At 70.1% G+C, this 21,149-nt stretch carries 17 protein-coding genes; 8 read left to right on the forward strand and 9 right to left on the reverse strand.

Annotated elements, in window-relative coordinates; all coding sequences use genetic code 11:
- Nucleotides 1–152: 152 nt before the first annotated feature.
- Nucleotides 153–1,535, reverse strand: coding sequence for a glutamine synthetase family protein (locus tag H9658_RS12230; protein ID WP_191825549.1), 1,383 nt, complete (start codon nucleotides 1,533–1,535; stop codon nucleotides 153–155).
- A 13-nt stretch (nucleotides 1,536–1,548) separates the two neighbouring features.
- On the reverse strand, nucleotides 1,549–2,304 hold the full coding sequence (locus H9658_RS12235; protein ID WP_179565701.1) for a gamma-glutamyl-gamma-aminobutyrate hydrolase family protein: 756 nt from the start codon (nucleotides 2,302–2,304) through the stop codon (nucleotides 1,549–1,551).
- Nucleotides 2,305–2,562: 258 nt separating this feature from the next.
- On the opposite strand from H9658_RS12235, the gene H9658_RS12240 reads away from it, so the two are divergent.
- From H9658_RS12240 to H9658_RS12250, 3 genes are all read left to right on the forward strand, one after another.
- Complete coding sequence (locus tag H9658_RS12240; protein WP_191825550.1) at nucleotides 2,563–3,942, forward strand: glutamine synthetase family protein; 1,380 nt, start codon at nucleotides 2,563–2,565, stop codon at nucleotides 3,940–3,942.
- Nucleotides 3,943–4,061: 119 nt separating this feature from the next.
- On the forward strand, nucleotides 4,062–5,336 hold the full coding sequence (locus H9658_RS12245) for an NAD(P)/FAD-dependent oxidoreductase (RefSeq protein ID WP_191825551.1): 1,275 nt from the start codon (nucleotides 4,062–4,064) through the stop codon (nucleotides 5,334–5,336).
- Between the two features lie 105 nt (nucleotides 5,337–5,441).
- Nucleotides 5,442–6,746 (forward strand): diguanylate cyclase, encoded by a 1,305-nt coding sequence (locus tag H9658_RS12250; RefSeq protein WP_191825552.1) that lies wholly within the window; start codon nucleotides 5,442–5,444, stop codon nucleotides 6,744–6,746.
- A gap of 16 nt (nucleotides 6,747–6,762) precedes the next feature.
- On the opposite strand, the gene H9658_RS12255 is transcribed toward H9658_RS12250, so the two are convergent.
- The 5 genes from H9658_RS12255 to H9658_RS12275 form a co-directional block, all read right to left on the reverse strand.
- Nucleotides 6,763–8,043 (reverse strand): MFS transporter, encoded by a 1,281-nt coding sequence (locus tag H9658_RS12255; RefSeq protein WP_191825553.1) that lies wholly within the window; start codon nucleotides 8,041–8,043, stop codon nucleotides 6,763–6,765.
- 75 nt (nucleotides 8,044–8,118) lie between these two features.
- Nucleotides 8,119–8,367 (reverse strand): hypothetical protein, encoded by a 249-nt coding sequence (locus H9658_RS12260; RefSeq protein ID WP_179565709.1) that lies wholly within the window; start codon nucleotides 8,365–8,367, stop codon nucleotides 8,119–8,121.
- The gene (locus H9658_RS12265) at nucleotides 8,357–10,705 is read right to left on the reverse strand and encodes an FdhF/YdeP family oxidoreductase (RefSeq protein WP_191825554.1); all 2,349 of its coding nucleotides are present in this window, start codon (nucleotides 10,703–10,705) and stop codon (nucleotides 8,357–8,359) included. The genes H9658_RS12260 and H9658_RS12265 overlap by 11 nt, the downstream gene beginning before the upstream one ends.
- Complete coding sequence (gene fdhD / locus H9658_RS12270; protein WP_191825555.1) at nucleotides 10,702–11,541, reverse strand: formate dehydrogenase accessory sulfurtransferase FdhD; 840 nt, start codon at nucleotides 11,539–11,541, stop codon at nucleotides 10,702–10,704. The genes H9658_RS12265 and fdhD overlap by 4 nt, the downstream gene beginning before the upstream one ends.
- A gap of 23 nt (nucleotides 11,542–11,564) precedes the next feature.
- A complete protein-coding gene (locus tag H9658_RS12275) occupies nucleotides 11,565–13,247 on the reverse strand; it encodes an OFA family MFS transporter (RefSeq protein WP_191825556.1) in 1,683 nt (560 codons plus the stop codon).
- Nucleotides 13,248–13,431: 184 nt separating this feature from the next.
- Here H9658_RS12275 and H9658_RS12280 point away from each other — a divergent pair, with 184 nt between their 5' ends.
- The 3 genes from H9658_RS12280 (at nucleotide 13,432) to H9658_RS12290 (ending at nucleotide 16,055) form a co-directional block, all read left to right on the forward strand.
- Nucleotides 13,432–14,505, forward strand: coding sequence for a substrate-binding domain-containing protein (locus H9658_RS12280; protein WP_191825557.1), 1,074 nt, complete (start codon nucleotides 13,432–13,434; stop codon nucleotides 14,503–14,505).
- A gap of 252 nt (nucleotides 14,506–14,757) precedes the next feature.
- Nucleotides 14,758–15,351 carry a hypothetical protein gene (locus H9658_RS12285; protein ID WP_225209938.1) on the forward strand — a complete coding sequence of 198 codons (594 nt, stop codon included), beginning with the start codon at nucleotides 14,758–14,760 and terminating at the stop codon, nucleotides 15,349–15,351.
- A 197-nt stretch (nucleotides 15,352–15,548) separates the two neighbouring features.
- Nucleotides 15,549–16,055, forward strand: coding sequence for a DUF1203 domain-containing protein (locus H9658_RS12290; RefSeq protein ID WP_191825558.1), 507 nt, complete (start codon nucleotides 15,549–15,551; stop codon nucleotides 16,053–16,055).
- A 132-nt stretch (nucleotides 16,056–16,187) separates the two neighbouring features.
- Here the strand turns inward: H9658_RS12290 and H9658_RS12295 are convergent, their stop codons facing one another.
- Together H9658_RS12295 and H9658_RS12300 are read right to left on the reverse strand one after the other, a co-directional pair.
- A complete protein-coding gene (locus H9658_RS12295) occupies nucleotides 16,188–17,690 on the reverse strand; it encodes an aldehyde dehydrogenase (RefSeq protein WP_191825559.1) in 1,503 nt (500 codons plus the stop codon).
- Between the two features lie 88 nt (nucleotides 17,691–17,778).
- Nucleotides 17,779–18,327, reverse strand: coding sequence for a cupin domain-containing protein (locus H9658_RS12300; RefSeq protein ID WP_185815986.1), 549 nt, complete (start codon nucleotides 18,325–18,327; stop codon nucleotides 17,779–17,781).
- Between the two features lie 248 nt (nucleotides 18,328–18,575).
- Here H9658_RS12300 and H9658_RS12305 point away from each other — a divergent pair, with 248 nt between their 5' ends.
- Together H9658_RS12305 and ald are read left to right on the forward strand one after the other, a co-directional pair.
- Nucleotides 18,576–19,964, forward strand: coding sequence for an aspartate aminotransferase family protein (locus tag H9658_RS12305; RefSeq protein WP_406848125.1), 1,389 nt, complete (start codon nucleotides 18,576–18,578; stop codon nucleotides 19,962–19,964).
- A 64-nt stretch (nucleotides 19,965–20,028) separates the two neighbouring features.
- Nucleotides 20,029–21,141 (forward strand): alanine dehydrogenase, encoded by a 1,113-nt coding sequence (ald, locus tag H9658_RS12310; RefSeq protein ID WP_191825560.1) that lies wholly within the window; start codon nucleotides 20,029–20,031, stop codon nucleotides 21,139–21,141.
- Nucleotides 21,142–21,149: the final 8 nt, after the last annotated feature.

Raw genomic sequence — 21,149 nt, forward strand, 5'->3', positions numbered from 1 at the left:
AACGAAAAACGTCGCGCATCCTGCGCGCCGCCCTTCGGGTATTCGCCCGCCGGGTCTGCCGCGCTGAGGGGGCCCGGTAGATCAAAAGCAAAGCAACAGCAACAGCCGGCGATTGCAGCCTTCCCGATCCGCCATCGCAAACAAGGGCGGACTCACACGTTCAACAACAGGAACTCCCGCTCCCACGAACTGATCACCCGGAAGAACGTCTCGTATTCCTTGCGCTTGACCGAAATATAGGCGCGCACGAAACGCGGCCCCAGCATCTCCTGCAGCGGCGTACACCGCTCCAGCTCGTCCAGCGCCTCGCCCAGCGAGCGCGGCAACTGGTAGCCCATCTCCTTGCCGTTGCCGCTGATCGGCTCGGTCGGCTCCAGCTTCTCGCGGATGCCCAGCAACCCGCAGGCCAGCGTCGCCGCCATCGCCAGATACGGATTGGCGTCGGAGCCCGCGAAACGGCTCTCCACCCGCATGTTCTCGATCGTGTCGATCGGCACCCGCAGCCCGCAGGTGCGGTTGTCGAAACCCCACAGCACGTTGCTCGGCGACACCTCGCCGAACATCAGCCGGCGGTAGGAATTGACGTTCGGCGCCAGCACCGCCATCGCCATCGGCACGTACTTCTGCAACCCCGCCAGGTAGTGCGCGAAGGTGCGGCTGTACTCGCCGGCGCGGCGCCCGCTGAACACGTTCTTGCCGTGCTTGTCGACCAGGCTCTGGTGGATGTGCATCGCGCTGCCCGGCTCGTTCTCCATCGGCTTGGCCAGGAACGTGGCGTAGACGCCGTGGCGCATCGCCGCCTCGCGCATCGTGCGCTTGAACAGGAACACCTGGTCGGCGCGCGACAGCGCATCGGAATGGGTGAAGTTGACCTCCAGCTGCGCCGCGCCGGATTCGTGGATCAAGGTGTCCACGTCCAGTTCCATCGCGTCGCAGTAGTCGTACATCAGGTCCAGGATCGGGTCGAACTCGTTGACCGCGTCGATCGAGTACGACTGCCGCGCCGTCTCCGGCCGCCCCGAGCGGCCGGCCGGCGGCAGCAGCGGGAAGTCCGGGTCGGTGTTCTTCTGCACCAGGAAGAACTCCAGCTCCGGCGCCACCACCGGCTTGAAGCCGATCGCCGCATACGCCTGCAACACGCCGCGCAGCACGTTGCGCGGCGCCAGGTCGTGCGGCTGGCCGTCCTTGGTGTAACAGTCGTGGATCACCTGCGCGGTCGGGTCGGTGGCCCACGGCACCATCCGCACCGTATCCGGGTCCGGGCGCAGCTGCATGTCCGAGTCCGACGGCGAGGTCAGGTCGTAGTAGTCGTCGGGATACTCGCCGGTGACGGTGGTGGCGAAGATGCCCTCGGGCAGGCGCGTGCCGTAGTCGTGGGAGAACTTGGCCGCGGGAATGATCTTGCCGCGCGCGTTGCCGGTGATGTCCGGCACCAGGCACTCGACTTCGGTGATGTGGCGATCCTTCAGCCAACGGCGCAGCGAGCTTTCCTGCTGTTCGGGGGTGTTCTTGCGGGAGCGCGGTCGGCTGGCCATGGGGGAATTCGATTCAATGCGTGCGGCGAGCCGCGTAGTGGCGACAGGCATCGCCGAAGGATTGGAAGATGCCCAGGTAGAACGGGTCGTCGAGGACGCGCCATTCCGGATGCCACTGTACGCCCAGCAGGAAGCCGGGACCGATACCGCGGAACGCCTCGATCAATCCGTCCGGCGCGCGCGCCTCCACGATCAGGTCGCCGCCGAGCCGGGCCACGCCCTGCCCGTGCAGCGAGTTGACCCGCACCCGCTCCCTGCCGGCGATGTCCGCCAGCCAGCCGCCTTCGCTCAGGGTCACCTCGTGCACCGGCGCGTACTGCAGGTCCAGCGCGGCCTGGGTGTCCTCGCGATGGTCGGACAGGCCGGGCACCGCATGTACTTTCTGGTGCAGGCTGCCGCCCAAGGCCACGTTGACTTCCTGGAAGCCGCGGCAGATCGCCAGGATCGGCAGGCCGAGCGCGATCGCCTGCGGGATCAGGTCCAGCGTGTTGGCGTCGCGCGCCGGATCGTGCGGATTGCCGAGCCAGCTGGGTTCGTCGCCGTAGTGATGCGGTTCGATGTTGCTGACCGCGCCAGTCAGCAACAGGCCGTCCAGCCGCGCCAGCCAGTCGCGCGGTGCGACCGGCGGCTGCAGCGACGGCAGCAGCACCGGCGTCACGCCGGCGCCATCGACCGCGGCACGCAGATACTTTTCTCCAGCGACCAGGAACGGATGCTGGCCGATGAGCTTGCGATCGGTCGACAGGCCGACCAGGGGCGATACAGCCATGCGAAGAGCTCGTGTGGCGTCGTCGCAAGTTACCCCGGGCGTTTTATTTTTACAACACACCACGGCGGCGCACGGCAGCCAGCACGGACGCACGGCCACTGCCCGTATCCGGCGCAGCGCGCTTTGTTACAGGATCGGGACGGCGGGCGCGCAGACGCGGCGCCCGTCGCGTCCACGCTGCCGGCGCATCGGCCTGTTGAGTATTCTTGACGCGAACCCGGCTCTGCTAAGCTCGTCGCACTCCCGCAGGCCGCCACCATGACCCGCACCCACGACGCTCCGCCCCTGCCCCCGGACGCCGCCCAGGCCCTGCAACGCATCCCCGGCTGCGAACAGATCGACCTGCTGCTGCCGGACAGCAATGGCCTGCTGCGCGGCAAGCGCATCGCCCGCGACGCGCTGGAAAAGGTCTATCGCGACGGCGTATGCCTGCCGATGTCGCTGATCGCCACCGACATCACCGGCAATACGGTCGAGGAAACCGGCCTGGGCTACGACATCGGCGACGAGGACCGGCTGTGCTTCCCGGTCCCCGGCACGCTGCAGCCGGTGCCGTGGGCGCCGGTGCCCTCGGCGCAGTTGCTGCTGGCGATGCGCGACGGCGCCGGCGACCCGCTGGACATCGCCCCGCGCGAAGTGCTGGCGCGGGTGCTGGCGCGGCTGCGCGCGCGCGGGCTGACCCCGGTGATCGCGGTGGAGCTGGAGTTCTACCTGTTCGATCCGCGCGCCGACGCCGACGGCCGGCCGCAACCGCCGCTGCAGGCGCACACCGGGCTGCGCAACGACAGCACCCAGGTCTACTACATGCAGGAGCTGGACGACCAGCGCGGCTTCACCGACGCGGTCGCGCAGGCCTGCCGCGCGCAGGGCATCCCCGCCGATACCGCGGTCGCCGAGTACGCGCCCGGCCAGTTCGAGATCAACCTCAAGCACCGCGGCGACGCGCTGGCCGCCTGCGACGACGCGCTGATGCTCAAGCGCGCGATCAAGGCGATCGCGCAGCAGCAGGACCTGCTCGCCAGCTTCATGGCCAAGCCGTTCGCCGCGCAGTCCGGCAGCGGCCTGCACCTGCACGTGAGCCTGCTCGACGACGCCGGCGACAACGTCTTCGCCGGCACGCCGCAGGCACCGGCCGACGCATTGCGCCATGCCATCGGCGGCCTGCAGCGCAGCGCCGACGACTGCCTGCTGCTGTTCGCCCCGCACGCCAACAGCTACCGCCGCTTCGTGCGCAATGCGTTCGTGCCGCTCAACGACAGCTGGGGCTTCAACAACCGCACCGTGGCGATGCGGGTGCCGTACAGCGATCCGGCCAATACCCGCATCGAGCACCGCATCGCCGGCGCCGACGCCAATCCATACCTGGTCGCCGCGGCGGTGCTGGCCGGCATCGAGCACGGCCTGCAGCATGGCTTCGACCCGGGTCCGCCGGTACAGGGCAACGCCTACGCACAGACCGAGATCCGCCATCCGGACTGGCGCGGCGCGATCGCCGGATTCCTCGCCAGCGACTTCGTCGCCGATCGGTTCGGCGCCCGCTTCCGCCACGTCTACGGCCAGCAGAAGCGCCGCGAGATGCTGGATTTCCATGCGCAGGTGAGCGATCTGGATTACCGGTGGTATTTGCGTACGGTGTGAGGGGCCGGGATTCGGCATTGGGGATTGGGGATTCGTAGAAGCGACATTCCCGCCACCCGCCTTCCATGCAGCCAGGCGCTTTGAATCCCCAATCCCCAATCTCGAATCCCCGCCCCTCAATGCCCCAGCCCTCCCGCAACTGGTACACCGAAAGCGCCACGCCACTGCCGCCGCAGCCGCCGCTGCGCGGCCAGGTGCGGGCCGACGTGTGCATTCTCGGCGCCGGCTATACCGGGTTGAGCACGGCGCTGACGCTGGCCGAGGCCGGTTATCAGGTCGCGATCGTGGAAGCGCAGCGTGTGGGCTGGGGCGCGTCCGGGCGCAACGGCGGCCAGGCCATCGTCGGCTACGGCTGCGAGCAGCACACGCTGGAAACGCTGCTCGGCAGCGCCGAGGCGCGGCTGCTGTTCGATTTCTCGCGCGACGGCATGCAGTTGCTGCGCGACCGCATCCAGCGCCACGCCATCGCCTGCGACTGGCGCGACGGCCATGCGCACGTGGCGATCAAGCCGCGCCAGGTGCGCGCGTTGCAGGCCGGCATCGTCGAGATGGCGCAGCGCTACGACTATCCGCTGCAGTGGTGGGACCGCGACCAGTTGCGCGCGCACCTGCGCAGCGAGCGCTACCTGGGCGCGATGTACGACCCGGCCAGCGGCCACCTGCACCCGCTCGAATACGCGCACGGGCTGGCGCGCGCGGCGCTGGCCGCCGGCGTGCGCATCTACGAGCACTCGCCGGTGACCGCGCTGGTGCGCGGCGCGCAGCCGATCCTGCGCAGCGCGCACGGCGAGGTGCAGGCCGATTTCGCGGTGCTGGCCGGCAACGCCTGGCTGCGCGGCATCGCGCCGGAGCTGGAATCGCGGATCATGCCGGTCGGTACCTACATCGGCGCCAGCGCGCCGCTGGGCGCGGCGCTGGCGCGCGAACTGATCGGCAACGACATGGCGGTGGCCGACGTCAACTGGGCGCTGGACTATTTCCGCCTCAGCCGCGACCACCGCCTGCTGTTCGGCGGCCGCGCCAGCTATTCCTCGCTGCCGCCACCGGGCCTGCGCGGGGTCATGACCCGGCGCATGCGCCGGGTGTTCCCGCAGCTGCGCGAGGTCGCGCTGGACTACGTGTGGGGCGGCTATGTCGACATCACCCGCAACCGTGCCCCGCATTGGGGCCGGCTGACCCCGAACGTGTACTTCGCGCAGGGCTTTTCCGGCCATGGCGTGGCCGCCACCGGCCTGGCCGGCGACGCCATCGCCGCGGCCATCGCCGGGCAGTCGCAGCGCCTGGACCTGTTCGCCAGGATTCCGCACGCGCCGTTCCCCGGCGGCCGTGCGTTGCGCACGCCGCTGCTGGTGGCGGCGATGTCCTGGTACAAGCTGCGCGACGCGCTGTGGTGAGCGCGCCGCGGCGGCGGCATGCACCCGCCGCCGGACGGTCTAAAGTTGCCCGCGGCACGGCCGCTAACTGAGGTCTACTCCCCGAGGGCGCCCTGCGCGGCTCGCATGCTGCAACCGTTGCCGGCCTATCCGTTCGCCAGCGAAAGCGGGGCTGCCCAGCAGCGCATCCTGCTGGTGGAGAATTCGCGCACGTTCACCGGGCTGCTGCGCGAAGCGATCGAGCAGCGGGTGGAACTGCCGGTCACCGTGGTCTCGACCCTGGCCGAAGCGGCGCACGCGCTGGACGACGGCGGCTCCTGGTTCCTGGCCCTGACCGGGCTGGTGCTGGCCGACGGCGACCGCGACACGGTGGTGGATTTCTTCGTCGCCCGCGGCCTGCCCACGGTGGTGGTCAGCGGGGTCTACGACGAGAGCCTGCGCAAGCGCGTGCTGACCCAGCAGATCATCGACTTCGTCTTGAAGAACGCGCCCGGCAGCATCGATTACCTGGCCTGGCTGGTGCAGCGGCTGGCGCGCAACCGCAGCATCGCCGCACTGGTGGTGGACGATTCGCGCTCGGCCCGCGCCTACGCCGCGAGCCTGCTGGCGATGTATGGCTACCAGGTGGTGGAAGCCGCCGACGGCGCCGCCGGACTGAAGGCGGTGGAGGCCAATCCGGCGATCCGCCTGGCGGTGGTGGACCAGGAAATGCCGGGCATGGAAGGGGTGGAATTCACCCGCCGGCTGCGCGCGATCCGCGCCCGCGACAAGCTGGCGGTGATCGGCCTGTCCGGCAACAGCGACCCGTCGCTGGTGCCGCGCTTCCTCAAGAACGGCGCCAACGATTTCCTGCGCAAGCCCTTCTCGCGCGAAGAGTTCTTCTGCCGCGTGTCGCAGAACGTGGACCAGCTGGAACTGATCGGCACGCTGCAGGACCTGGCCACGCGCGACTTCCTCACCGGCCTGCCCAACCGCCGGCATTTCCTGGAACAGAGCCAGCGCCTGTTGCCGCAATGGCTGGCGCGCAGCGACACGGTCAGCGTGGCGATGCTCGACATCGACCACTTCAAGCACATCAACGACAGCTGGGGCCACGAGGCCGGCGACGACGCGCTGCGCGCGGTGGCGGCGACGGTGGCCGCGCATGCGCGCCCGCAGGACCTGGTGGCGCGCTTCGGCGGCGAGGAATTCTGCATGCTGGTGCCGGGCCTGGACGCGGCCGCGGCCGGCGCCTATTTCGAGACCCTGCGCCAGCGCATCGATACGCTGCAGGTGCAGGTGGGCGGGCAGGCCCTGCGCATCACCATCAGCATCGGCGTATGCACCAGCGACGCGCGCCGCGATGCGCTGCATCCGCTCTTGGCCGAGGCCGACAAGCACCTGTACCTGGCCAAGGCCGGCGGCCGCAACCGGGTCGAGCACGCCGCCTGAGCGCGCGCGTGCGGCCTCAGCGGCGCCTGGCGCCGATCACCAGCAGCGCCAGCAGGCTCAGCGCCGCACCGGCACTGAGGTAGTAGCCGACCCATGGCAGGCCGTAGTGCTTGGCCAGCCAGCTGGCCACGTACGGCGCCGGCGCCGCACCGATGATGCCGGCCAGGTTGAACGACATCGAGGCGCCGGTGTAACGCACCGGCACCGGATACAGCTCGGCCAGCAAGGTGCCGCAGGGCCCGTAGGTCAGGCCCATGAACAACGACCCCAGCGACAGGAACGCCAGCAGCTGCCACGGATGCGCAGCGCTGAACAGCGGCGCGAAGCCCAGCCCAAACAGGACGATGACGAGCCCGGCCGCGATCATCGCGCAGTGCGTGCCGTAGCGGTCGCCGTAGTGCGCCGACAGCGGAATGCCGGCGGCGAAGAACAGGATGCCGACCATCTGCAACAGCAGGAACTGCTCGCGGCCGTAGCCGAGCACCGCGGTGCCGTAGCCCAGCGCGAACACCGTCATCAGGTAGAACAGCATGAAGGTCGCGAACACGCCGAAGGTGCCGAGCAGCAGCGCGCCGGCATGCCGCGACAGCACCGTCCACATCGGCAACGCCACCCGCTCCTTGCGTTCCAGCGCCTTCTGGAAATCCGGGGTTTCGTGGATGCGCAGGCGCACCCACAGCCCGGTCACCACCAGCAACGCGCTGGCCACGAACGGGATGCGCCAGCCCCAGCCCATGAACTGCGCATCGTCCAGCACCGCATCCAGCAGCAGGAAGATCCCGGAGGACAGCAGGAAGCCCAGCGGCGCGCCCAGCTGCGGGAACATGCCGTACCAGGCGCGCTTGCCCGGCGGCGCGTTCTCGGTGGCCAGCAACACCGCCCCGCCCCATTCGCCGCCCAGGCCCAGGCCCTGGCCGAAGCGGCACAGCGCCAGCAGCGCCGGCGCCCACATGCCGATGCTGGCGTAGCTGGGCAACAGCCCGATCACCACCGTGGACAGGCCCATGGTCAGCAGCGCCGCGACCAGCGTCGCCTTGCGCCCGATGCGGTCGCCGAAATGGCCGAACAGCGCCGAGCCGACCGGCCGCGCCACGAACGCCACCGCGAACGTGGCCAGCGACTGCAGCCGCGCCGCGTCGGCGTCGCCCTCGGGGAAGAACAGCTTCGGGAACACCAGCACCGCGGCGGTGGCGTAGATGTAGAAATCGAAGAACTCGATGGTGGTGCCGACCAGGCTGGCCAACAGCACGCGGCGCGGCGAATTGACGGGCGAAGCGGGAAGCGCGGCAGCGGTCATGGAAGCGGCATCGACGGGAAACCGCCCGATTCTGGCAGATCGGCCGCGGCGCCGCAGCGCCATGCCGCTTCGCGCTCAGCGCGGCAGTTGCGCGCGACCGGCGGCGGTCAGCACCGCCACCTCGCGCTCGCCGCGGGTCTCCACCCGGATCCAGCCCGGCCCCGCGCGCCCGTCGAGGGTGGCCTCGCCCAGCCAGGCCAGGGTCCGCAGCAGCACGCTCATGCGCACGCCGAGGCGCTTGCACAGCCGTGCCAGGGCGATCCCCTCCGGCTCCGGCGCCAATGCCTCGAACAGCGCCCGGGTCAGCGCCGGATCAGCGGACAAGCGCCACGCCGATGTCGCGCGGTGCCGCGTCGGCGGCCTCGGCCAGGTGCGGCGTCACCACCACCGGGATCGACTTGGAGGTCGGCGTGCGCGCCTCGTCGGCGAAGCTGGACAACGGCACCAGGCCGTTGGTTTCCGGGTAGTACGCGGCCAGGCAGCCGCGCGGGATGTTGTACTCGACCAGCAGGAAGCGCTTGGCCCGGCGCTGCACGCCATCCTCGCCGAGGCTTTCCAGGTCCACCCAGGCGCCGGCCTGCAGTCCCAGGTCGGCGATGTCGGCGGCGTTGATGAACAACACCCGGCGCTCGCCGAACACGCCGCGGTAGCGGTCGTCCAGGCCGTAGATGGTGGTGTTGTACTGGTCGTGCGAGCGCGTGGTGGCCAGGGTGAACACCGGTTGCTCGGGGCGCTGGCGGCGCGCGCGGTGGATCGGATTGTCGGTGGGCACCGCGTGCGCCTTGAACACTGCGCGCCCTTCCGGCGTCTCCCACACGCGGTCGCGTGCGGTGTTGGACAGGCGGAAACCGCCGGGCACCCGCACCCGCGTGTTGAAGTCGGCGAAATCCTCGAACACCTGCGCGATCAGGTCGCGGATGCGGTCGTAGTCGGCGACCAGCCAGCGCCAGCGGATCGCGCTGCGCGTGCCGAGCGTGGCCTCGGCCAGGCGCGCGACGATCGCCGGCTCCGACAGCAGCTCCGGCGACGCCGGCGGATTGATGCCGGCCGACAGGTGCACCATGCTCATCGAATCCTCGACGCTGACGCTCTGCGGACCGCCCTCCTGGATGTCGATCTCGGTGCGCCCCAGGCACGGCAGGATCAGCGCGTCGCGGCCGTGCACCAGGTGGCTGCGGTTGAGCTTGGTGGTCACGTGCACGGTGAGGTCGCAGCGGCGCAGCGCGCGATGCGTGGCGTCGGTGTCGGGGGTGGCGGTGGCGAAGTTGCCGCCCATGCCGAAGAAGGTCCTGGCGCGGCCGTCCAGCATGGCCTCGATCGCGCCAACGGTGTCGAAACCGGATGCGCGCGGCGGATCGAACCCGAACACCGCCTGCAGCCGGTCCAGGAACGCGGCCGGCGGCTTCTCGTAGATCATCATCGTGCGATCGCCCTGCACGTTGCTGTGGCCGCGCACCGGGCAGGCGCCGGCGCCGGGGCGGCCCAGATGGCCGCGCAGCAGCAGCAGGTTGGCGATCATGTGGATCGTGGCCACCGAATGCTTGTGCTGGGTGATGCCCATGCCCCAGCAGGCGATCAGCCGTTCGGCTTTCAGGTAGATCTCGCCGGCGCGGCGCAGCTCGGCCTCGCTCAGCCCGGACTCCTCGACGATGGTCGCCCACGGCTCGGCGATCACGTCCGCGGCGAAGGCGTCGAAGTTGGCGGTGTGCTGGGTGATGAACTGCAGATCCAGCAGGCGCGGTTGCGCCGCGCGCGCGGCCTCGGCATCGCGCTCCAGCACATGCTTGATGATGCCCTTGACCGCGGCCAGGTCGCCGCCGATCTTCAGCTGGAAATAATCCGACGAAATCCGCGTCGAACCGTTGTGCAGCATCTGCAGCTTGTCCTGCGGATCGGCGAACTTCTCCAGGCCGCGCTCGCGCAGCGGATTGAACGACACGATCGCCGCGCCGCGCTTGGCCGCCTGGCGCAGCTCGCCGAGCATGCGCGGGTGGTTGGTGCCGGGATTCTGGCCGAAGATGAAGATCGCGTCGGCCAGCTCGAAGTCGTGCAGCGACACCGTGCCCTTGCCGACCCCGATCTGCGACTTGAGCGCGGTGCCCGACGGCTCGTGGCACATGTTCGAACAGTCGGGGAAGTTGTTGGTGCCGAACTCGCGCACGAACAGCTGGTACAGGAACGCGGCCTCGTTGCTGGTGCGCCCGGAGGTGTAGAAGATCGCCTCGTCCGGCGAGGCCAGGCCGTTGAGGTGCGTGGCGATCAGCGCGAACGCCTCGTCCCAGCCCACCGGCACGTAGTGGTCGCTGGCGCTGTCGTAGCGCAGCGGATGGGTCAGCCGGCCCTGCCCTTCCAGCCAGTAGTCGCTGTACTTGGCCAGCTGCGCGACGCTGTGCTGCGCGAACAGTTCCGGCGTGGCGCGGCGCGCGGTGGCTTCGGCGGCCACCGCCTTGGCGCCGTTCTCGCAGAACTCGAAGGTCGAGGTGTGATCGCGGTCGGGCCAGGCGCAGCCGGGGCAGTCGAAGCCGTCGGGCTGGTTGGCGTGCAACAGGGTCTTGGCTCCCTGCACCGCCACGTCCTGCTGCAGCAGGTGGGTGGCGACGGCGCGCAACGCGCCCCAGCCGCCGGCGGGCTGCGTATAGGGTTGGATGGTTTTCTTGCTCATGCGGGCTCTCCGGCGTGCTCGGCCTGGTGCAGGCGCTGCGGATGGCTGTAGACGACGTAATCGTGGTCGCGGGCGAAACCGATCAGGGTCAGGCCGGCGCTGTCGGCCAGCGCGATCGCCAGCGCGGTGGGTGCGGAAATGGCGGCCAGCAGCGGGATGCCGGCCTGGGCGGCCTTCATCGCCATCTCGTAGCTGGCGCGGCTGGTGACCACGGCGAAACCGCTGGCCGCGTCCAGGCCGGCGCTGGCCAGCGCGCCGATCAGCTTGTCCAGTGCGTTGTGCCGGCCCACGTCCTCGCGCGCCAGCTGCACGCATCCGTCGGCGTCGGCCCATCCGGCGGCGTGGGTGGCGCCGGTGATCGCGTTGAGCGGTTGCTGCTGGCGCAGCTCGCGCAAGGCCCGCGCCAGCGCCGCCGGCGCGATCGCGACGCCGGCCGGCAACGGCCGCGGCGCGCGCAGCACCGCCTCGATCGATTCGCTGCCGCACACCCCGCAGCCGCTGCGGCCCTGCAGGTTGCGGCGCCGCGACTGCAGGGCCGCGGCATGTGCGGGCGGGATCTGCAGTTGCAGCGAAACCCCTTCCAGGAAGGTGTCCACGCTGGCGATCCGCAACTGCGCCGGATCCTCGACGATGCCCTCGCTGAGCGAAAAGCCCAGCGCGAAGTCGTGCAGGTCTTCCGGAGTGGCCATCATCACCACGAACGGCTCGCCGTTGTAGGCGAACGCCACCGGCACCTCGGCCGCCACCAGGTCCTGGGTGAGCGCGGTGCGCCCGTCGCGATGGCGACGCACGCCGCGCGCGACGGCGCCGGGCCGGGAAGACGCACGCGAGTACATGGTGACGCCTCCCTTCCGCAAATTCAGTGGAACAGCACGAACGCCTTCTGCAAGGTGACCCAGATGCCCCACAGCATCGGCACCCCGACCGCAAGCCAGGCCAGCGCCACCAGCAGCGGATTGCCGCCGTGGCCGACCTGCGCCAGCTGCGCCGCATCCAGCGCCGCGCCGCCGTTGCTGCCGACCTTCTCGTGCGCCAGCTGCTTCTCCGCAGCCAGTTCCTGCGCGGTCATGAAGTGCCTGGCCGCCACCGGCCGCACCAGCAGGTTGCAGATCAGGCCCAGCACCAGCATCCCGGCCAGGATGTACATGGTGGTGTTGTACACCTGTGACGGCGGCACGCCCAGGCCCAGCTGGTATTCGCGCATGTAGCCCACCACCACCGGGCCGAGGATGCCGGCGGTGGCCCAGGCGGTCAGCAGGCGGCCATGGATCGCGCCGACCATCTGGGTGCCGAACAGGTCGGCCAGGTAGGCCGGGATGGTGGCGAAGCCGCCGCCGTACATCGACAGGATCACGCAGAAGATGCCGACGAACAGCGCGCTGCCGCCGACCTTGCCGGCCCACGGCGCCGCCGCGTACAGGGCGATGCCGAGCACGAAGAACACGCTGTAGGTGTGCTTGCGGCCGAGCTTGTCGGACATGCTGGCCCAGAAGAAGCGCCCGCCGATGTTGAACAGGCTGAGCAGGCCGGTGAAGCCGGCGGCGATCGCGGCGATGGCCGCCAGCTGCGCGGTGTCCAGGCTGCCGAAGCCGGCGTCCACGCCGATCAGGCGTCCGCCGAACACTTCCTGCAGCATCGGCGAGGCCATGCCGATCACGCCGATGCCGGCCGAGACGTTCAGGCACAGCACGCCCCACAGCAGCCAGAACTGCGGGATGCCCCAGACCTTCCTCACGTGCACGTGGTGGGCGGTGATCATCGCGTTGGCGCTGGCCGCCGGCGCGGTCCAGCCGGCCGGCGTCCAACCGCTCGGCGGCACCCGGTAGCCGAACGCACCGGCCATCATGAACACGAAATACAGCGCCGCCATGACCAGGAAGGTCTCCTTCACCCCGACCGAGTCGGGGCCGGCGAAGTGGCGCATCAGCGCATCGGCCAGCGGGCTGCCGATCATCGCACCGCCGCCGAAGCCCATGATCGCCATGCCGGTGGCCATGCCGCGGCGGTCCGGGAACCACTTGATCAGGGTCGAGACCGGCGAGATGTAACCCAGCCCCAGGCCGATGCCGCCGATCACGCCCGAGCCTAGCCACAGCAGCCAGATCTGGTGCAGATGGATGCCCAGCGCCGAGATCACCAACCCGCCGCACCAGCACAGCGCCGAGACCACGCCGGCCTTGCGCGGGCCGGCGCGTTCCAGCCACCCGCCCCACAGCGCCGCCGAACAGCCCAGCAGCACGAAGAACAGCGTGTACATCCACTGCAGCTCGCTGATCTTCCAGTCGCAGCTGGCCGACACGATCCGCGACAGGAAGCCCATGTCCGCCGGGCACGCCACCGCTTCGGTGATCCCCAGCGCCTTAGACAACGGCAACCAGAACACGCTGAAGCCGTAGGCCATGCCGATGCACAGATGGATCGCCAGCGCGGCCGGTGGCACCAGCCAGCGGTTGAAGCCCGGCCCGGCGACGATGCGTTCCTTCGCCAGCAGGCCGGTATGGGCCGTGTGCGCGGCGCTGGCCGCGCTACTCGAGTCGCTCATTCGATTCCCCTCCGGTGCAGCGGCGTCTTATGTGATGGAGCGCATATCGGCGATCGGACATGGCCTCTTCGGCGGCACGGCCGGCGCAAGGCGCGCGGCGAGCGTAGTACGAAAGCACGATGGCGCCGAGCGTCGGATGGTCTAATAATCGGCTGTAGAAAGCCTATTGCGAGCCGCAACCCGCGTGTACAAGGTGACCATCCAGCCGCAATGGGAACTGCACACCGAGGATGGGCAGCGCCTGCCGCCGCGACTGGCGGAACTGCTGCTGGCGATCCGCGACACCGGCTCGCTGGCCGCGGCCTGCCGCCAGACCGGGCTGTCCTACCGCTATGCCTGGGGCACGCTGCGCGAGGCGCGGCGCCTGTTCGGACAGCCGCTGCTGCGCGCCACCCGCGGCCGCGGCGCCAGCCTGGCGCCGATCGGCGAGCGCCTGGTGTGGGCCGAGCAGCGCATCGCCGCACGCCTGGCGCCGACCCTGCAGAGCCTGGCCAGCGAGCTGGAGACCGAACTGGAGCGCGTGTTCCGGCAGGAAGCGGCGCCGCTGCGCCTGCACGCCTCGCATGGCTTCGGGGTGGAGACGCTGCGCCGCTGCATGGTCCTGGCCGGCGCGCCGCTGGAACTGAAATACCGCAGCCCGGACGATGCCCTGGCCGCGCTGCGCAACGACGCCTGCGACCTGGCCAGCCTGCACCTGCCGATCGGCGAACTGGAGAACGAACTGCTCGCGCACTACCGCGACCGGCTCGATCCGCACGGCGATTGCGTGCTGCACCTGGCCACGCGCACCCAGGGCCTGGTGCTGGCGCCCGGCAATCCCAAACGCATCCATGCCCTGCCCGACCTGTTGCGCGCCGACGTGCGTTTCATCCATCGCCAACCCGGCTCGGGCACGCGCCTGCTGCTGGAATGCCTGCTGGCGCAGCAGGGCCTGCCGCTGAGCGCCCTGCATGGCGCCGACATGGAGGAACTGACCCATGCCGCGGTCGCCGCCTACGTCGCCAGCGGCCTGGCCGATGCCGGTTTCGGCCTGGAACCGCCGGCGCGGCGCTACGGCCTGGACTTCATCCCGCTCGCCAGCGAGCGCTATTTCCTGCTGTGCCGCCGCGAGGCGCTGGACAGCGGCCGCCTGGCGCCGATCGTGGACCTTCTGCGCAGCGAGACGTTCCAGCACGAACTCGGCCTTCTGCCCGGCTACGACGCGCACGACTGCGGGCGGGTGCAGGGGGTGGCGGAAGCCTTTGCCGGGCTGGTGTGATTCGGGATTCGGGATTCGGGATTGCGAAGCAGGTGGCGGGGCGCCTGCGCCTGGGGCTGTTCGGCGCTTCTCGTGGGAGGGACTTCAGTCCCGACGCTCTTGGCGGCCACGCCTGCTCGGCACCAGGACGCTGCGGCAGATCCGCGCAGGAAACGACGTCGCGCAGCGGCGCGCTGGCGGCGCCATCCGGCCGTTCGCGTGCCGCGTCGGTTAGGCTTTGCGCCCCTCAACATCCGAAACGTTCCCATGCCAATGCCGATGTCGCTCCGCGTCGCCGCAGCTGTCGGCCTCCTGCTGCTCGCCACGCACGGCGCCCGCGCCGCCGACCTGCCCGCCGACCTGCTGCGCCAGCTGCCGGCCGGCTACCTGCCGCTGGAACAGCTGCGCACCGACCTGGACGGAGACGGCCGCACCGACTACCTGGTGGCGCTGCAGCAACGCGGCGAAGCCGAGCGCGAACCGGCGCCGGCACGGCCGCTGCTGATCTTCGTGCAGCAGGCCGACGGCCACTACCGGCTGGCCGCGCGCAACGACCACGTGGTGCTCAAGCGCGACGATGGCGGCCAGTGCGATCCGTTCACCGACAGCGACGATCCGTTCGCGGCCAAGGGCCGCTACTTCACCGTGCAGAACGGCGTCTCCTGCGGCCAGCACTGGACCGACTTCATCACCTTCCGCTACGTGCCCGAGCGCAAGACCTGGCTGTTCCACAAGCGCATCCAGCAGAGCTGGCAGCTGAATTCGGATCCGGCGCCGGACGCCGACGCGCTGAAGAAGTCCACGGACAAGGTGGACGCCGCCGATCCCAAACATCCGCTCACCTTTGCCGAGTACGTGCCGGACTGAGTCCGCACGCGATTCCACGCACGCCCCTGCCCGCGCTCTTTCGCTACCGGCCCGGGGCGCAGCAACGACGCGGCGGCGACCGGCATCGTGCCCGATCGAGGCGCTCGCGTGCGGCGGCCGCTGCCGTGTCCGAATCCGGCCAGCGCGGCGCCGCGGCGGCGCGCACGCTATGCGCCCGATCTTCTCTTGGAGCGCATATGTCCAGCTTCGTCTGCGTCGGCCTGCCCGCCGCACCGTTCGCACCGCTGTTCGACCTCGACGATGCGCAGTTGCACGCGCACGGCGCGCGCCGCGTCCGCGCCGACCAGACCCCGGGCTTCCCATGCCGGATCAGCCTGGAAGACGCGCAGCCCGGCGAGGACCTGTTGCTGCTGCACTACCTGCACCAGCCGGCCGACACGCCGTACCGTGCCGCCGGGCCGATCTACGTACGCCGCCACGTGCAGACCGCGACCGTGGCACCGGGCCAGGTGCCGGACGCGATCCGCAGGCGGCTGATCTCGCTGCGCGGCTACGATGCGGCCGACATGATGGTCGCCGCCGACGTGCATGCCGGCGAAACGATCGCAGCCGCGATCGTGCAGGCCTTCGCCGATCCGCAAGTGCGTTATCTGCATCTGCACAATGCGCGCCAGGGCTGTTTCGCCTGCCGCGTGGAGCGGGTTTCCGAGCCGGGATTTCGGGAGTCGGGAGTCGGGATGTGACCCGCCGCGTCCTGCAGGAGGGGCTTCAGCCCCGACGCGTTACCGGCAAGGCGTCGGGGCTGAAGCCCCTCCTACAGAACAGCGCAATGCTGCGCACTTGCCAATCCCCACTCCCGAATCCCCAATCCCGGCTCAGACCGCCAGATTGATCCAGGTCGCCTTCATCTCGGTGTACTTGTCGAACGCATGCAGCGACTTGTCGCGGCCGTTGCCCGATTGCTTGTAGCCGCCGAACGGCGCGGTCATGTCGCCGCCGTCCCAGTAGTTCACCCAGACGCTGCCGGCACGCAGCTTGCGTGCCACCCGGTGCGCGCGGCCGATGTCGCGGGTCCACACGCCCGCAGCCAGGCCGTAGTCGCTGTCGTTGGCCATGCGCAGCGCGTGCGCCTCGTCGTCGAAGGCGATCACCGACAGCACCGGGCCGAAGATCTCCTCGCGCGCGATGGTGTGCTCGTGGCCGACCTCGTCGAAGATGGTCGGCTCCACGTAGCAGCCTCCGGCGACCACCTCCACGCGCTTGCCGCCGAGCAGCAGTCGCGCGCCTTCCTCGTTGCCGCGCGCGATGTAGTCGAGCACGCGGTGGGTCTGCGCCTCGTCCACCAGCGCACCCATCGCCGCATCGTCGTCGAACGGGTGCCGCGGCTGCAGCGCGCGCCCTGCGGCGACCACGCGGGCCACGAAGGCGTCCTTGATCGAGCGCTCCACCAGCAAGCGCGAGGCCGCGGTGCAGACCTCGCCCTGGTTGTAGAAGATCGCGCCGGCCGCGGCCTGCGCCGCCTGCTCCAGGTCCGGCGCGTCGGCGAACACCAGGTTCGGGCTCTTGCCGCCGCATTCCATGTAGGCGCGTTTCATGTTCGACAGCCCGGCGCATTGCAGCAGGCGCTTGCCGACCGCAGTGGAACCGGTGAACACCAGGCCATCCACGTCCATGTGCAGCGCCAGCGGTTCGCCGGCGCCCTTGCCGAACCCTGGCACCACGTTGAACACGCCATCGGGGATGCCGGCCTCGGCCACCAGTTCGGCCAGGCGCAGCGCGCTCAGCGGCGATTTCTCCGAGGGCTTGAGCACCACCGAATTGCCCGCCGCCAGCGCCGGGGCGATCTTCCACGCGGCCATCAGCAGCGGGAAATTCCACGGCACGATCGCGCCGATCACGCCCAGCGGCTCGCGGGTGATCAGGCCCAGCTCGTCCTGCCCGGTCGGCGCCACCTCGCCGTAGACCTTGTCCAGCGCCTCGCCGGTCCAGGCCAGGCAGCGCACCGTGGCCGCCACGTCCACGCTGCGCGCGTCGCGCACCGGCTTGCCCATGTCCAGCGACTCCAGCAGTGCCAGCTCGTCGGCATGCTGCTCGACCAACTGCGCCAGTTTCAGCAGGGTCTTCTTGCGCTGCGCCGGCTTGGCTTGCGACCAGTGCCCGGCATCGAAACTGCGCCGCGCCGCGGCGACCGCACGTTCGATGTCCTCGGCCTCGCCCTCGGCGACCCGGCCGAGCACGCGGCCGTCGATCGGGCTGATGCAGTCGAAGGTCTTGCCGCTGGCCGCGGCGACGTAGCGTCCGTCGATGAAGGCCTGGGTGCGCAGCTGCAGCGCGTCGGCCATCGCCTGCCAGGCATCGCGGGTGCGGGGTGCGGTCATCGGAAGCTCCGGGTCGGGAGGAAGGAACGGATCTACGGGTCGTGCGGCCGCGGCGAGGCGGCAGCAAGCCCCGCGGCGCAGCTGGCGCTCAGAACGTGGCCGGGGTGTTGGCGCTGACGATCACCACCGCCTCGCTGCCGACGTTGCGGAACCGGTGCGGCACCCGGCTCTCGAAATAGTACCCCTCGCCGGCGCGCAGCACGCGCACCTGCGTGCCGACGGTGATCTCCACTTCGCCCGCCACCACCACGCCGCCTTCCTCGCCCTCGTGCACCAGCATCGCGGTGCCGGTGTCGCTGCCCGGCGGCATCACCTCGCGCAGGATGCACATCTGCCGCTGCGGACGGTGTTGCCCGACCAGGTAGTAGTGGATGCCGTCGCTGCCGACATCGGGCAGTTCGTCGGCGGCATAGAACGGCGCGTCGGCCGGCCCGATCTGCAGGTCCTGGGTGAAGAAATCGGCCAGCGAGATCGGAATGCCGTCCAGCACCTTTTTCAGCGAACTCACCGAGGGGCTGACCTTGTTCTGTTCGATCAGCGAGATGGTGCTGTTGGTCACGCCCACCCGCTTGGCCAGCTCGCGCTGGCTCAGTCCGTGGGCGGTGCGAACCCGATGCAGGCGGGCGCCGATATCCATCGCGTGATCAGGAAGGCCTTGGCGGTGTTGCCGGATACTTTACACAGCCGGCCCTCGCGGTCAATTTGCCGGTCGCCGCGCGAGGCGGCCGGCATGCGCGCCTGCACGGGCCTGTCGTGGCGCCGTTTCGTGCGTTCCGGCGCTGTGCAGCCGGCGGCGGCACGGCGGAGAGGCGCCGGCGCCGCGGCGGAGGCCCGCCCGCCACCACGCGCCCGGTTGGTGTAAAGTTTTTTCAACACTTCTCTCGCGTGGAGCCTGTGATGAGCACCGAGTCGCCCCCCTCCTCCCAGGCGCTGGCCGATCGCTACGCCACCCAGGCCACCCAGGCGCCGGACGGCATGGACGCGTTCTGGATGCCGTTCACCGCCAACCGCCAGTTCAAGGCGCGGCCGCGGCTGCTGGCCTCGGCCGAGGGCATGTACTACCGCAGCGTGGACGGGCGCCAGATCCTCGACGGCACCGCCGGGCTGTGGTGCTGCAACGCCGGACACGCACGGCCGCGCATCGTCGAGGCGGTGTCCAGGCAGATCGCCACGCTGGATTTCGCGCCGACCTTCCAGATGGGCTCGCCGCTGCCGTTCGTGCTCGCCGAACGCCTGGTCGCGCTGGCTCCGCCCGGCCTGGACCACGTGTTCTATACCAACTCCGGCTCCGAGTCGGTGGACACCGCGATGAAGATCGCGCTGGCCTACCACCGCGCCCGCGGCGAGGGCCAGCGCACCCGCTTCCTCGGCCGCGAGAAGGGCTACCACGGCGTCGGCTTCGGCGGCATCTCGGTCGGCGGGCTGCCCAACAACCGCAAATGGTTCGGCCCGCTGCTGCCGGGCGTGGACCATCTGCGGCATACCCTGGACATCGAGCGCAACGCGTTCTCGCAAGGGCTGCCGGCGCACGGCGTGGAGCTGGCCGAGGACCTGGAGCGTCTGGTCGCGCTGCACGACGCCTCGACCATCGCCGCGGTGATCATCGAGCCGATCTCCGGCTCGGCCGGCGTGGTGCTGCCGCCGCTCGGCTACCTGCAGCGCATCCGCGAGCTGTGCGACAAGCACGGCATCGTGCTGATCTTCGACGAGGTGATCACCGGCTTCGGCCGCGTCGGCAAGGCCTTCGCCGTGCAGCGCTTCGGCGTCACCCCGGACCTGATGACGACCGCCAAGGGCCTGACCAACGGCTGCGTGCCGATGGGCGCGGTGTTCGTCTCGCACGCCATCCACGATGCGTTCGCGCACGGCCCGGCCGGCGCCATCGACCTGTTCCACGGCTATACCTATTCCGGCCATCCGCTGGCCTGCGCCGCCGCGCTGGCGACGCTGGACACCTATGCGGAAGAGAAGCTGTTCGACAAGGCGATCGAACTGGGCGACTACTGGCAGCAGGCGATCCATGCGCTGAAGGGCCTGCCGCACGTCGTCGACATCCGCAATTTCGGCCTGATCGGCGCGATCGAACTGGCGCCGCGCAAGGATGCGCCCGGCGCGCGCGCCTACGAGATCTTCGAACGCTGCTTCCACGACGCCGGCCTGCTGATCCGCGTCACCGGCGACACCATCGCGCTGTCGCCGCCGCTGATCGTGGAGCGCGAGCACATCGACCGCATCTTCGCGGTGCTCGCCGACATGATCCGCAGCACGCCCTGATCCCCGCCCTCACCCCAACCCGCTCCGCGCTCCCCACGCGCGCCGCATGCCTGGAGAACCGCTCATGCTGGTCGGCGTCCCGAAAGAGATCAAGAACCACGAATATCGGATCGGGCTGACCCCGGCCGGGGTCCGCGAACTGGTGCTGCACGGGCACCAGGTGCTGGTGCAGCGCGACGGCGGCCAGGCCATCGGCCTGACCGACGCCGACTACGCACGCGCCGGCGCGCGCCTGGCCGACGACGCGGCCAGCGTGTTCGCGCAGGCCGACATGATCGTCAAGGTCAAGGAACCGCAGCCGGACGAGTGCGCGATGTTGCGCCCGGGGCAATTGCTGTTCACCTATCTGCACCTGGCGCCGGACCCGGCCCAGGCCGGCGCGCTGCTGCGCTCCGGCTGCACCGCGATCGCCTACGAGACCGTCACCGACGGCCACGGCGGCTTGCCGCTGCTGGCGCCGATGAGCGAGGTGGCCGGGCGCATGGCGATCCAGGCCGGCGCGCATGCGCTGGAGAAGGCGCAAGGCGGCTCCGGCGTGCTGCTCGGCGGCGTGCCCGGGGTCAAGCCGGCCGAAGTGCTGGTGATCGGCGGCGGCGTGGTCGGCATCAACGCCGCGCGCATGGCGATGGGCCTGCATGCGCGGGTGACGGTGCTGGACCGCTCGCTGGAACGGCTCAAGTACCTCGACGAACTCTACGGCCACCAGCTGACCACCCTGTATTCCACCCGCGATGCGATCGAGCAATGCCTGCCGCACACCGACCTGGTGATCGGCGCGGTGCTGATCCCCGGCGCCGCCGCGCCCAAGCTGGTGTCGCGCGCGCAGCTGGCGCTGCTGCGCCCGGGCTCGGTACTGGTGGACGTGGCGATCGACCAGGGCGGCTGCTTCGAGACCAGCCACGCCACCACCCACCAGCAACCGACCTACGAGGTCGACGGCATCGTCCACTACTGCGTGGCCAACATGCCCGGCGGCGTGGCGCGCACCTCCACCTTCGCCCTGACCAATGCCACCTTGCCGTTCGTGCTGCAGCTGGCCGAACACGGCCTGCAGGCGCTGCGCGACGACCAGGACCTGCGCAACGGCCTCAACGTGCACGCCGGCAAGCTCACCCACCGCGCGGTGGCGCAGGCGCTGGGCGAGGATTTCGTGCGGCCGCTGGATGCGCTGGGCTGAGCTTTTCC

It is taken from the genome of Xanthomonas bonasiae, from assembly GCF_014836395.1.
GTDB lineage: Bacteria > Pseudomonadota > Gammaproteobacteria > Xanthomonadales > Xanthomonadaceae > Xanthomonas_A > Xanthomonas_A bonasiae.